At 45.9% G+C, this 13,089-nt stretch carries 12 protein-coding genes and 1 pseudogene; 2 read left to right on the top strand and 11 right to left on the bottom strand.

Annotated features, from left to right (window positions below):
- Positions 1–36: 36 nt before the first annotated feature.
- From ACCB35_RS04415 to ACCB35_RS04395, 5 genes and pseudogenes are all read right to left on the bottom strand, one after another.
- Positions 37–444: a YbaN family protein gene (locus ACCB35_RS04415; RefSeq protein WP_374055918.1), complete on the bottom strand. Its 408-nt coding sequence runs from the start codon at positions 442–444 to the stop codon at positions 37–39.
- Between the two features lie 199 nt (positions 445–643).
- Positions 644–1,486, bottom strand: coding sequence for a serine/threonine protein kinase (locus ACCB35_RS04410; RefSeq protein WP_374056946.1), 843 nt, complete (start codon positions 1,484–1,486; stop codon positions 644–646).
- A 171-nt stretch (positions 1,487–1,657) separates the two neighbouring features.
- Positions 1,658–2,368, bottom strand: a pseudogene (locus ACCB35_RS04405) (aminoglycoside phosphotransferase family protein); the annotation flags it as partial.
- 449 nt (positions 2,369–2,817) lie between these two features.
- Positions 2,818–3,264, bottom strand: coding sequence for an effector binding domain-containing protein (locus ACCB35_RS04400; RefSeq protein WP_374055917.1), 447 nt, complete (start codon positions 3,262–3,264; stop codon positions 2,818–2,820).
- Between the two features lie 80 nt (positions 3,265–3,344).
- Entirely contained in the window at positions 3,345–4,244 is a 900-nt protein-coding gene (locus ACCB35_RS04395) for a LysR family transcriptional regulator (RefSeq protein ID WP_374055916.1), read from the bottom strand.
- 125 nt (positions 4,245–4,369) lie between these two features.
- Here ACCB35_RS04395 and ACCB35_RS04390 point away from each other — a divergent pair, with 125 nt between their 5' ends.
- Positions 4,370–4,990, top strand: a complete 621-nt coding sequence (locus ACCB35_RS04390; protein WP_374055915.1) for a class I SAM-dependent methyltransferase — start codon at positions 4,370–4,372, stop codon at positions 4,988–4,990.
- A gap of 80 nt (positions 4,991–5,070) precedes the next feature.
- Here ACCB35_RS04390 and ACCB35_RS04385 read toward each other — a convergent pair whose 3' ends face one another.
- From ACCB35_RS04385 to ACCB35_RS04360, 6 genes are all read right to left on the bottom strand, one after another.
- Positions 5,071–6,387 carry an ATP-binding protein gene (locus ACCB35_RS04385; RefSeq protein WP_374055914.1) on the bottom strand — a complete coding sequence of 439 codons (1,317 nt, stop codon included), beginning with the start codon at positions 6,385–6,387 and terminating at the stop codon, positions 5,071–5,073.
- A 179-nt stretch (positions 6,388–6,566) separates the two neighbouring features.
- Positions 6,567–7,970, bottom strand: coding sequence for a sensor histidine kinase (locus tag ACCB35_RS04380; protein ID WP_374055913.1), 1,404 nt, complete (start codon positions 7,968–7,970; stop codon positions 6,567–6,569).
- Positions 7,960–8,664 (bottom strand): winged helix-turn-helix domain-containing protein, encoded by a 705-nt coding sequence (locus tag ACCB35_RS04375; RefSeq protein ID WP_374055912.1) that lies wholly within the window; start codon positions 8,662–8,664, stop codon positions 7,960–7,962. The genes ACCB35_RS04380 and ACCB35_RS04375 overlap by 11 nt, the downstream gene beginning before the upstream one ends.
- Before the next feature lie 176 nt (positions 8,665–8,840).
- A complete protein-coding gene (locus ACCB35_RS04370) occupies positions 8,841–9,698 on the bottom strand; it encodes a hypothetical protein (protein ID WP_374055911.1) in 858 nt (285 codons plus the stop codon).
- Between the two features lie 95 nt (positions 9,699–9,793).
- A complete protein-coding gene (locus ACCB35_RS04365; RefSeq protein WP_374055910.1) occupies positions 9,794–10,681 on the bottom strand; it encodes a peptidylprolyl isomerase in 888 nt (295 codons plus the stop codon).
- 195 nt (positions 10,682–10,876) lie between these two features.
- The gene (locus ACCB35_RS04360; protein ID WP_374055909.1) at positions 10,877–12,148 is read right to left on the bottom strand and encodes a S1C family serine protease; all 1,272 of its coding nucleotides are present in this window, start codon (positions 12,146–12,148) and stop codon (positions 10,877–10,879) included.
- A 285-nt stretch (positions 12,149–12,433) separates the two neighbouring features.
- Here ACCB35_RS04360 and ACCB35_RS04355 point away from each other — a divergent pair, with 285 nt between their 5' ends.
- Entirely contained in the window at positions 12,434–13,078 is a 645-nt protein-coding gene (locus ACCB35_RS04355; RefSeq protein WP_374055908.1) for a lysozyme inhibitor LprI family protein, read from the top strand.
- The last annotated feature ends 11 nt before the right edge of the window (positions 13,079–13,089 follow it).

Here is a 13,089-nt window from a genome sequence, read left to right as displayed (position 1 = left end):
CTCCTCGGCTCATTGCAAGCCAGTAATCCCCATTGATTACTGGCTCTTCCCCACCTGATACGACTCCGGATAGATCGTTTCGATTTTCTTGATAAAATAATAATGTTTATACAAAGCGAGTCCAATCAAGATGATCCGGACGAACAGGATATCCACGAACACGACTGAAAGCAGAATAAAGAAATCGGCCGTCACGTTGATCCTGATCTTCTCTTTCCTTGTCATCCCCTTCTTTTGAAGGAAGGCTAGAACATATTTATCATATATGACTGTGCCCTTAAACCAACGATCGATCCGCTTGGAGCTTTTTGCAAAGCAGTAAGCCGCGAATAGGTAAAACGGGCCGCCCGGCAGAACGGGTAACACAGTACCGGCAATCCCGAGCCCCAGGGATACCGATCCAAGAAGCATGAACAGGATGCTTTTCACCTTTTTTAGTGTCATGAGTGATTTCCCCTACCATCGCTATATTAATAGACATTCATTCTCTACTCTATTTCAACCTTCATTGTACTATAACTATAACAGGAAGGTCCGGGTAGTTGGTTAGGGGATTTTTGTTAAATGTGACGATTAATGGGCGATGAAGGAATGGGGCTGCCCCACAAGCGTCCCCCTGTTGGTTTCTTTTGTATTTACTATCCTAACGCCTAACAATCCTCGTCCGATTCCAATCATACTTAAACTCCGCTAGCGACTGCTGGCGCATCTCCCTCTCATCACTGACCGCTTTCAACGCTACCTCATATAACTCCTTGCTCAACCGCCATTTTTCCATGGACCGGTCTTTTTCCCCGCCAAACAAAGCAAAGGCGGTAGCCCCCATGCCATACACATTCGTCACTTCATCAATCTCTGCACCACGTGTGAATTCCTCCGGCGACATAAAGCGCGACGAACCCCACATCCTTCCCATCGTATTGATGTAGGGTCTTTTGGAATAGAGATCGATATCACAGATCAAGGTCTCCTCCTTGTCAAAATCATACAGGATGCTGCCGTCATAAAAGTCGATGGCTACATAGCCCTGCTTGATCACGTGGATATGAAAGTCCAGGATGTCGGCGAATACCTCGAACCTGGTATTGTCCGGCATCTGCAAGAACCTCTCCCTGGATAGTGGATACATCTTCCCCATGCACGCTCCATCTGTCCATTCAAAGATGGCGGCAAACCCTCCGCCGACCTCCTCCGTTCGGATCAACCTGATCAAATGAGGATGTGCCAAATCTTGATAAACCTGAACGGCGGATTTAAGATCCACTATGGCCTCTTCCGGTTTGCCTGCATACCTCTCTGTCGGTGCACCGGCAAATTTAATGAAATACCTCTCATCTCCGTCCTTCACCCCAAAGCAGATATTGCCTGAATCCTGATCATCGTAGACTTTGAAAACCTCCCCGTATTTTTCGATGAACGAGAGGTCGAAGGGAGACTTTAATTTGTATGGGATCTGATTGATGTACTGAATAGAAAAGTTCTCCAAATACCAGGTCGGCACCGGATGATTCATCCCGTCAAACCAGCTCATCACTTCCTTCGCCTGTTCCTTCATGACATTCACCTCATCCTCACCGAAAGCCATGGCCCAGGGAACGGACGACAGCATATTGCTGCTTATGTAAAAAGCCATGAGCTTGAAGAACTCCTCCGGCGGCCTTCCGTTAAAATAACCATTAAGCTGGCCGGTGGCAAAATGAGGACTGACAGAAGCGCTCCACACAATGCGGTTGAATTCTTCCCACGGGTCACCGAAGTCATGACGGTTGAAATCGATGATGGAGAGTTCCCTATCTTGTGAAATGACCATATTCCCAACATGATAGTCACCGTGATGAAACGATTGCGGCCTCCCTCGAAGGAGATGCCTATTCGCCTCTATATAGGCAATAATGAGGTCGCCCCCCTCTATCTTAATGGGGCAGTCTTTGTACTGATTGATCTTGCTATCCACTTTACGGTTGAATATCTTTTCCCAATCCTCTCGGTCATCAGGCGAGGGAATCGAGTGGATCTCCCTCAGGATACGCCCCGATTTAAGCCCTAGTTCATATTGCTCGGTATCCGTGAGTTTCGGCAGCATAACTTGAGCGTCTTCTCCCTCGCACCAGGTAAAAAGCGAATAGACAGAATGGCCGTTATCGCATATGCCAAGCTCGATCGGCTGCGACATGGGAAGGCCCTTAACAGAGAGCCGCTTTATCATCTCAAACTCGCTTTTCTTCATCTCGTATGCTGAACGATCAGCCGTACGGAGCAGCAGCTTCTCCCCCGTATCGGTTTCAATGTAGTATTTTTTGTCGCTAGACCAACCCTTATTGATCGGTTCAATTTTCCTGAATGTACTGTAGCTTTTTATATCCTGCAAGATGGCACCTTCCTTTCAGCGTTTTAACCTGTGGGCTCCCTGCTTGCCGGACCCGTCAAATGACACCGTCCCTCCTCCGTCTTTCGATGTGTTATCAGTAAACCTGAATCAAGGCCCAAAGAATCTATGGTAAAATGAGTATAACTTCATCACCTGAGGAGGTTGCTACCATGAATAGAAGAGTAATCCTATTATCGATCCTCATGATTTTCCTGTTTATTGGAATAGCCGTTTTGTTTATGTAAAATACATAGAAGTAACATCCATTTGCCCGGTGAAAATCGTGGGAATGGTCATGAAAGTGTGAATCTCTTAATCTCTTCACTAACATCCGAACGGAGTAGATGTGCTGGGACAAGGGACCTGTCCCCACTGTCCCGGCCAGTCACAAAAAAACTCAGTCATTAGAACTGAGTTACAGAGCACATCGCCTATAATTTTTGTTGATTTCATGAATGAATCGGCAAGAAAATCTCAACGTTCTCCTCTCCATTTTCCAATGGATGATACGTCTCAACAATAAATGCGTCCGGATTTCTTTTATAGCCATTGTCGACTGTCCATTTCACTAACATGTCGTGCAAGCTGCCGATTTGGCTGATAGGTCCACTGACGGTAGCATAGTCTTGCTTTAATTCCATCGTATCCATCCCTGTCGGCACATCTGTCGGGACCCGGTTCACCATCATGCCTACATAATAAGTGCCTTCAAGATGAGCTGCATCCCTTTTTGGTTCATAAATGGCCATTTCCGTACCGGAGCTCTGTTCCATTTCACCTGAACGAAGCAGAAATTGTTGGGCTGCCCTCGGGATCTCCTCACCGAAATCCGCAAAAGCTCCCTTTCCTTTCATGCCTACAAATCTGAAGTGTTCTTTTACCTTTTTACAGTTCACTTATTGGCCCTCCTCCTTTGAAACAAACTTACATTATCATTCTCCTTTTTCTCTTTACAATCCTTCTATTGGAGACTATTTCATATTGAGGTTATCGCGGACCGCGATCTAAAGATCTCTACAATCGTCTTAGCAGCAGGGGACAAACTCCTTTCAGAATCCAGACTTACCAAAGCAATCTCTCGATATAATAAGGGAAAATCCACTGGTTGTAATTTCACTAGCTGGTTTGTTTCCAATTCTTTTTTAACCATCGATTCTGTTAAAAGTGCTACACCATTTTCTGAAAGAACCAAATCGAAAGCAGTAGACGGAGGTAATTCCATAAAGTTCAGACCTGGATGAGTCATTGATTTTTGCCAATGTTTACTTTCTGTACTCCAGTCCACTATTATGTAGGGATCACTATTCTCTATAATCTCAAGGGATGTACGACTTTCATCCGATACAGAGGCAAGTGGATGAGAAGGGTGCGCAACTAAAGTGAGCGGTTCCTTCATCGTAAGGATCGTTTTTAGATCTGTATTATGGTAGGGGTTTGTCACTAAGCCCAGCTTGATAAATCCGTCATACAGCATTTCAATGATTTCCTGATTATGCCCCGTGTGTATTTCGACATGAACATCAGGAAACCGTGTATTGAGATGAGCCATCACGGAACTGAATACCCCGGAAGTGAATGTAGAGAGGGTTCCGATTGTAACATGACCAGCTTTCCCCTCTTGTATGAGGCGAGCTTTTTCAATCCCGTTCGCTACTAGCTCGATGGCTTGTCTCGCATACGGTAAGAACCCCTTCCCTGCATCTGTTAATTCAACCCTTTTCCCAACTCTATGAAATAGACCACTTCCGACCTCTTTCTCTAATCCCTGTATCCTCACACTGATCGTAGGTTGAGAAAGATTCAGATGCCTTGCAGCCTTACTGAAACTCCCCAACCGTACGACATGATCAAAAGCCTCTAATTGATTAATATCCAAGAAAACCCCCCTCTTCTATTAAAAAAATTTATACTAACTATAACTATCATCATCTTGTTTAATAAATTGAGTATACTATACTTTTCTTATCTTAAGATTCCTTATATAGGGAGGACATGTATCAGATGATAGTAAGAAAATTAATGGAGTATGCTGATCATCAATATCGATTGCCTAAGGGGATATTGGGACAATACTTTGGGGAAAAGATGGCCATTCAACACCGAACAGAAACACAATGGACACTGGACTTACTAAAGATAACGAAGGAAGAAAGGGTATTGGAGCTTGGGTGTGGAGCAGGCTACGCCATCAAACAATTGCTTAAACTAGCCGATGTCGAATTCGTTGCAGGACTCGACCTGTCAGAGTCCATTCTCCGCTCGGCAAGGATAAGGAATAGACTGGCCATCAATGAGGGGCGGGCTGCATTCATACAGGGCAATGTATGTAAGATCCCTTTAGGCAGTGACATGTTCACGAAGGTGTATAGTATTCACTCGATCTATTTCTGGGACCTGACGTTCGAAACCATCTCTGAGATTCATAGGGTCCTGAAGAACAACGGCTCCATAACGATCACACTCTGTAACGGCAAGAATGGAAAGACCTGGAGCGGAGTAAATCAAATGGTAGACCACCAATTACTCCCCTTAATGAAAAAGGCCGGCTTTAAAAATATAACACTAGTGAATGGCCCGGATTCAAGAAAGTATCAAACTGTCGCGGTCATTGCAGAAAAATAATGGACCTGTATCGCAGGGATCGCACGGGACTGATGACCCCCCCCACAAAACCAAGGTCCGTCCCTCACTCTACTAAAGCATTAACGCAGTGAGGGACGGACCGTGGTTGTTTGTGTAAGGCTACTTGGGTTTCGCTCTCCTTCATAGATCGGGAAGGAAAGGATGACGGAGGTTCCTTTGCCGGGTTTGCTTAGGACTTTGATGGTGCCCTTCATGCCTTCTGTGAGTTGGAAGGCAGTCATCATCCCGAGGCCAGTCCCGTTCTTTCCTTTCATGGAAAAGTAGGGTTCCCCGAGGCGCATGAGTTGTTCCTTAGTCATCCCGACTCCAGTATCGTTAATGACAATGAACACCTTGTTTCCTTCATGGTAGCTGAAGATTCGCAGCGTACCGCCCGTACCCATGGCTTCCAGCCCGTTTTTCATCACGTTGATGAGGACCTGCTGAAGCTTGTTGGGATCACCTACAATTGAATGGTGATGCAGGATGTTCGCCTTCAGGACGATCCCTCTTTTGATTGCCAGAGGCATGATGATCTCCTTTGTCCGGTTGATTTCTTCCCGGATCTCCACCTCCTCTTCAAGCTCCGGGTGGGGCCTGGCAAAGTTCAAGTATTGGTTGATCACCTCTGTGGCACGGTCGATTTCACTGACGGCCACCTTGGACAATTCGCTATTGGTGCTTACGTTGGAAGGGTCTTCATTAATCAGCTGAAGAAACCCCTTCACCGTCGTCAACGGGTTCCGCACCTCATGACTCATGCTCGCAGCCAGGTGACTGACCACCTGCATTTTTTCATATTTAATCGCTTCCAACTGAAGAGTATAAATCGTTCTGATGATTTCGCACAGGTAAAAGACAAAAAACGTCGACCCGCTGAGAACGGCAGAATAGACCAGGAACGAGCTTGAATAATCGAAACCAAAGATCTGGGCTGGGATCCACAATGAAAGAACCGAGTAAGTGAACGCAAAGAGCGTATACCAGTAAACCCTCGTCTTCCATGCTTTGTTCTCCAATCTCGGACGCATATAAATGATCAATACCGAGAAGACAATCGCCATAACCACTGTCACCCACAGTCCCGGCCCCAGCATCGGCGCACGGATCGCAATCATCGTGATCGCTAGCCAAAGTAATACCCGGTTCCCACCGTAAATCCCCCCAAGTAAAAAAGGGACGAACCGCAAATCATAGACGAATCCATCTTCCAATCGAACACTCAAAGCGAGACTAAGCAACAGGAGTAGCGAGCTGACTATATAGATCGACAGTGGTTTAATGTGAAGCTTATGTACTTTATTTCGGGAAAGATACTGAAAGCTGATAAGTAAAATAATGATTAAAATGACAAGGAGGTTAAGAAGTAAACCCGTCAGTAACTCAGAATGATACATCGGCATTTCTTCCCTACTTTCCGTATTTTTAATAGTAGCAAAATTCACTCTTTACCTATTATAACGAAAATGAATGGATTTTGTTATCAACTAAAAAAAATTTCACTTTCATGGGGAACCATGGGGACAGGTACCGCGGCTCCACAAAACCAGGTACCTCCCTGCCCACCCATAACCCTTTATAGCGGCAACCGAATCACAAACTTCGTCCCCTTGCCTTTCTCACTGAAGACATCAATCGTCCCTTCATGCATGAGCACCAATTGCTTCACGATGGAGAGTCCGATACCGAATTCCCCGTATGGATTATTCGTCCGAGACAGATCTGCTTTATAAAACCTGCGCCAAATCGAACGGATTTCTTCGGGGTCCATGCCGATTCCGGTGTCCTCGATTTCGATGACGGTTTCTGTACCGGAAGAGGAGCCGCCTATCGTGATCCTTCCTCCAGAGGTGAATTGGATGCTGTTTTTCGTGATGTTTATCAATATTTGAATTAACCTATCATAGTCGGCGTGCACCAAGGCATTTGAATCTGCAAGAATATTGATGGTGTTCCCCTTTTCTTCAGCCTGCAAGTCGAGCTGTTCCTTGATGACTTCCAATACATCCAGTAATGGTAAGGTTACTTTCGTGATCGCAACCTGATTGGAGCGTATTTTTTCATAATCCAGGTTTTCGTTCACCAGTCTGATCAGGCGCCTCGTTTCTTCGCTTACAAGACCAAAGCTTTTCTCTTTCTGTTCTTCGGGGATCATGTCGTTTCTGATTCCCTCGATGACACCCCGGATCGTTGTCAGAGGTGTTCTCAACTCGTGTGAAACATCCGCCATGAACTGCCTTCTACGGTTCTCCAGGCTGTCGATTTCCTCTTTGGATGCCCGTAGTTTCGTCACCATTTCATTAAAGTCTTCGGCCAGATCTCCGATTTCATCGAAGTTGGAGCTTGGGACGTGGACATCGTAATGACCGGATGACACACGTGAAGTGGCATCCCTGATCCGCTGAATCCTTTTTACATGGAGCTTGGATAAGAACAAGCTGATCAAAAGTGAAATGGCCAGTGACAGGAGCACGATATACAGGAGATATTTATTGATTTCACTCAGCATTTCCCTCGTCCCGCTGATCGGGGAAATCAGGATCAGTCCGCCGGCAAGCTGGTCATTGATGACCCTTGGCATGATGACGAGGGATACAGCCTGATCAAACCGTCCGAAATCTTTCTTCAGAGGGACGGTTTCACCGCGTTCGATTTTTTGCCACTCTTCTTGTGAGAGCTCAATCCGCGGGTACACACCTCCCCTGGAGAAGGATACCTCCCCTTGTCGGTTGAAAGTGATCACATCGATGTTCCGGGCATGAAGCAAGTTGCTGTATTCCTCCAGATACAGAGGTCTTCTCGGACCTGGTCTTTCAAGGTCTGACAAAATTTTCTCCCCATACGTCCGGAGCTCCGTGACCTTATTTTCGTAAACAAGATTTTCGACATACTGGGAAAAAAGGAGACCGAGGATCATGAAGGCGATGATGAGTACGCTAGTGTGACTTAGAAGCAGTTGATAGAGATATCTAATTTTCATCCCCGACCGCCGTCTCGTCGAATTTATACCCTACTCCCCAGACCGTATGAAGATAAGGCTTTTCCTTGCTGCCGATTTTATTGCGGAGCCTCTTGATATGGACATCGACCGTCCGTTCATCCCCGTAGAAATCATACCCCCACACCCGTTCGAGAAGCTGTTCCCTCGAGAACACTTGACGAGGATGACGTGAAAGGTAATAAAGCAATTCAAATTCCTTTGGCGTCAGATTGGTAAGGGGAACGCCTTTCAGGAGAACTTCCCGGGTTTCCTTGCTGATTTGGAAGTCGGACGTTGTGACATCGTGGACATTTGATCCACTGTTTTTCTCCCCTTGATATCGCCGCGTGACCGCCCGGATCCTGGCCATCAGGGCAAGGGGGGAGAAGGGCTTGGTCACATAATCGTCGGCACCGAGTTCGAGCCCGAGCACCTGATCCGATTCACTGTCCTTCGCCGTCAGCATGATGACCGGGACCTGTGAGCCTTCCTCCCTGATTTTCCTGCAAATGGTCACACCATCCATCCCCGGCAGCATCCAGTCCAGAATGACAAGATCCCAATTCCCTTCCTTATAACGCTGGTACCCCTCAGCCCCGTCATGGACAAACTCCCCTTGAATGCCTTCTTTTATAAAGAACATCTCAAGCATCGACGTGACACTCTTATTGTCTTCAACCACCAACACGTTCATAAATATCGCTCCTTTCCCTAGAACCATGGGGACAGGTACCGTGGCCCCCTATACAAGACTGTGCCAAGGTACCTGTCCCCATGGCTCCCTACCTAAAGTATAGCCGTTTTATCTGATTCATTCTATTGTTTCATCCTAACGAAAAACCCCGCTCACTTGGCGGGGATTTCCATCCTTTATAATGTATCACTTTCAGATCCGGCTGCAGGTGCCTCACTCTGTTCTGCCTCAGGCGCAAATCCATGAGGACCTTTTCCATGGCCCTTACCGCCCTTGAGGAAAAAGAAGCCCTCTTTCTTATTGAATGGGAAGAAATCCAGTTCCTTCGCTTCATCGGCATGATCGGTCATAATCTCTTCCATCAGTTCTTTGGACGTTTTGCCTTCTGTTTCAATCCCCAGTTCTTTGGCGGCTTTCAGAATGGAAGCTTCAAAGACTTCATGTTTCAATTCATGATGCTCTTTTCCTTCTGTCTCAATCCCCAGATCCTTTGCCTGCTTCAGAAGTGCTGCTTCCCTTACTTCATCAGCAAGCTCATCTAGTTCCTTGCCCTCGGTTTCCACTCCAAGTTCTTTGGCTTTCTGTTTAAGCAATGCTTCCCTCACCGCTTGGAAGATCTCTTCCTGGTCTTTTCCTTCTGTTTTAATCCCCAGCTCTTTCGCTTTTTTGTTCAGTTCCGCCTGGCGGATTTCATCCATGACGGCACGATGATCTTTTCCTTCAGTTTCAATACCCAATTCTTTCGCTCTTTTTTCGAGTTCAGCATCCATGATCTCTTTGGCGAGTTCCCGTGTATCTTTATCGGTGCTGTCAATTCCAAGTTCTTCGGCTTTTTCCTTCAATTGTTCCTCATTCAGATGGAACTTCCCGTGCCCGTCGCCGTGGTGTCCGCCAAATGCCCGATCCGACTTTTCGCTAACAACTGCCGAGCCGTTCAACTTTCCGCCATCCTCCTCAGCGGCAAAGGCGGGAAGAGCTCCCACGATCCCGATTGCTAATACGCCTGCCAACGTGAGTGTTTTCTTATTGTTCATTTGATTTCCTCCTTTTATAGGTTGCAGCTGCACTAACAGTATTTCCGGGAATTATGACCAAACCATGACCAAACCATGAACAAACCATGGCCGGTTTATGAATCTTTTAATATATTTTCAATCTTGTACTCCTCTTTCTGTTCCTCGAACCAAGTCCCATACTCCGTTTGAAGTGCCTGATCAAACAGAATATCCTTTATTTCCTCTTTATGATCGTCAAGAACCGCTTCCTTCGCTTCTTTCTTGTCCGTCACCTTGATGATATGATAGCCAAACTCCGTCTTAACCGGCTCACTGATTTCACCCTTCTTCATGGCAAACGCCTTATCATCAAATTCCGTCACCATCTCACCTTTTGCAAAATACCCTAGCTCCCCGCCTGACTCGACATTGGAGGTATCAGTGGAGTATTCTTTCGCAAGCTCCGCGAAATCCCCTCCGTCATCAAGCTTTGTCTTCACTTCCTGGGCAGTTTTTTCATCTTCTACAAGAATATGGCTTGCCTCTACCTGCTCATTTTGAGCAAACGAGTCTTTGTTCGCTTCAAAGTATTCTTTTATTTGATCATCCGAAATCGAGACTCTGTCCTTCAGCAATTTTTCCGTTAGCAAAAACGATTGGATATTCTCTTTGACACTATCAAGACTCGTTCCACTTGAGGCAAGTGCCTCATTGAACGCCTCTTCGCCCCCATAGGAAGCTTTGATGGACTCCAGCTCCTCATCGATTTCACTGTCCTTGACTGTGATCTCTTTCTTATCACTCTCAAGCTCCACAATCTTCTCGGCAATCAGTGTATCCAGGGCCGCATCCCCATACTGGTCCACAAGCGTCGTATACAAGTCCTCTTTACTGATCGACTTGTCTCCAACCTTCGCCACCACTTCATCCTTCGAAAACCCAAACATCACAAGCATCGTCCCTACGACGACAATGCCTCCGATGACACTCCATAACGTGATCGAACGCTTTTTTTTATCCACTTATTCGTACTCCTTTAGTTTTATTTTTAGGTGTAGGTGCTATTTTCGGTTCGATTCTTTTGTACTTTTTTGTACCTGATACAATTCATTTCATCTGTACCTGGTACAATCCGCTTCATCTGTACCTGGTACAATTCACTCAATTGGTGCCGGGCACCACACACTCAATTCACACCCGGCACCACACCCAATCAATCAGTTAACCATCGCATTACTAGTCAAAGTCAAACTGATCGTCATTTCTTCTCCACCCCTGAAGATGGTCAAATCAATCTCATCTCCCACCTTCAGGTCAGCGTATAGCTGTCTTCTTAAATCGGCCACATCCGCTACTGCTTTTCCATTCAACTCCGTAATGACATCGCCCTCTTTGATCCCGGCTTCGGCTGCCGCTGATGTGCCATCAATATTGGCGACAATGACACCCTTCTCCACTTCCTTAGGTAAATCCCCCAAGTAGTTGCGTGGAACATCGGTCAGGTTCGTCATGCCGATTCCGATATACGGGCGCTCCACTTTCCCCTTTTCCATGATTTCACTCACGATCGGCAGAAAATCCTTACTTGGAATGGCAAATCCAAGTCCTTCAACACCAGAGTTCGAGATCTTTGCGCTATTGATACCGATCAATTCACCCTTTGAATTCAACAGTGCCCCTCCGCTATTTCCGGGATTGATGGCCGCGTCTGTTTGGATGACATTCAATTCAGATTCACCTTTAGATGTCTGCACGGGAATGGTACGATCGACGGCACTTACAATTCCTTGTGTAACCGTCCTTGATAAATCGAGTCCCAGCGGGTTTCCGATCGCAATCACCTGTTCACCGGCACGCAATGCACTGGAATCCCCCACTTCCAACAGATTGTCCGCATATTTCCCATCGATCTTTAATACGGCAAGGTCTGTCAGGGGATCCGCTCCGATCAGCTCCGCCTCGGTCTTTTCACCATCATAGAGAGACACCTCAATCTTGGAAGCATCTTCAATGACATGATTGTTGGTGATGATGTACGCACTGTCCCCCTCTTTCTTGAAGAGAACGCCTGAACCTGTGCCTGCTTGAGCCTCTTGTGAACCGCCCATGCCATTCTGCTGCTGATAATTGACGATTCCGACAATCGATTCAGAGGCATCTTCCACAATGTTGGCTATATCGCCGCTACCCGTTGTTGAAACCGTTGTAGGGTTGATTCCCGAATCATCCGAACTCTCCACCTGCCCGTTTTCACCTGCCGATTGTTCGATGCCCGACTGGGCCAGATTCTGATAATAATCGGTTTGAGGCAATACCGTCAGTGTCAGGACCGAACCGATGATGCCGGCACCTACAGTGTTTAGAAATCCCCGTCCTTTAAAAGGCTTCTTCGGCTTCGGGCTTCGTTGCATTCCCTCTTTATTCACGGCTTCCGTAGTGTCTGATTCTATATGCTTCATTTCTTCATTTTGATTGTTGTGTTCCAGCATCTTGTTTCCTCCTCGATTGATTTTTTCGCGGTTGATCTTTGCTGTTGATTTCATCTTAGAGGGAAAATATTACGAAACTATTAACAATCTATGTACAGGGTAAGAAGTTTTAAAAAATTCCTTGGTTTAATTCTTATAAAACCCATAAATGAGCTTATTCTGTACTGAAAATGCTTCTTTAAGAATTCTCCCATGGGACCTGCCCCCACGAACCTTCGCTAGAAGGACATTCCCTTATATGTTAAAATAATCCAGTATTATCACTTAAGAATTGGAGCTGTAATTATGAAAAAATGGAAAATTATTATTGGGGCATTAACTTTTTTAGTCGTCTTCATGTCTGCCTGTAGCCATTCAAATGAAGAGGATGCTTTTAATCTTGAGCCTGATACGATTCCAGCAAGTACAGATGATTCCTCTCAATCGAATGATTCATCTACAGAAAACACAGTTACATCCGATAACGACAGAAAGAGTCAATCTGAAGAATCCTCTATGGAAGATAGCAGCGCGAAGGTAGACAGTAGTCAGGAGGAGGGTGGTACTCCCAAAACAAAGGTACCGGGAAGAAAAGATTACCTGAACAAACTCGACAACATCCAAAAAGAACTTGATGCCATGCCAGATAAGAAGGATTCAGATAAAGGTGTCACGAATGCGATGAAAAACTATTATGGAGTATCCTACGAAAAGTATGATGGTGCATTGAATGAGATCTACGCCCTGCTGGAAAAAGAGCTGTCTCCAGAGGTAATGAAGGAGTTAAAAGCTGAACAATTAAGATGGATCGAACAGAAAGAAGAGAAAGCGGAGAAAGAGAGACTGAAGTATGAAGGTGGGACGTTTGAGAATGTTGCTTGGTACATCTCTTTATATGAGTCGACCAAGGATAGATGTTATGAGTTAGTGAATGAGTATATGACGGATTAGATGATGAAGGC

The organism is Rossellomorea sp. FM04394, from assembly GCF_041889765.1.
Taxonomy (GTDB): domain Bacteria; phylum Bacillota; class Bacilli; order Bacillales; family Bacillaceae_B; genus Rossellomorea; species Rossellomorea aquimaris_B.
Note: the sequence above shows the minus strand (reverse complement) of the source record. Positions and strands in the feature narration are given on the sequence as shown.

Bases quoted from the DNA above. Each gene is read 5' to 3' on its own strand.
- ACCB35_RS04415 (WP_374055918.1), bottom strand. From the start codon at position 444: ATGACACTAAAAAAGGTGAAAAGCATCCTGTTCATGCTTCTTGGATCG.
- ACCB35_RS04390 (WP_374055915.1), top strand. From the start codon at position 4,370: ATGATAGTAAGAAAATTAATGGAGTATGCTGATCATCAATATCGATTG.
- ACCB35_RS04385 (WP_374055914.1), bottom strand. From the start codon at position 6,387: ATGTATCATTCTGAGTTACTGACGGGTTTACTTCTTAACCTCCTTGTC.
- ACCB35_RS04380 (WP_374055913.1), bottom strand. From the start codon at position 7,970: ATGAAAATTAGATATCTCTATCAACTGCTTCTAAGTCACACTAGCGTA.
- ACCB35_RS04375 (WP_374055912.1), bottom strand. From the start codon at position 8,664: ATGAACGTGTTGGTGGTTGAAGACAATAAGAGTGTCACGTCGATGCTT.
- ACCB35_RS04370 (WP_374055911.1), bottom strand. From the start codon at position 9,698: ATGAACAATAAGAAAACACTCACGTTGGCAGGCGTATTAGCAATCGGG.
- ACCB35_RS04360 (WP_374055909.1), bottom strand. From the start codon at position 12,148: ATGCTGGAACACAACAATCAAAATGAAGAAATGAAGCATATAGAATCA.
- ACCB35_RS04355 (WP_374055908.1), top strand. From the start codon at position 12,434: ATGAAAAAATGGAAAATTATTATTGGGGCATTAACTTTTTTAGTCGTC.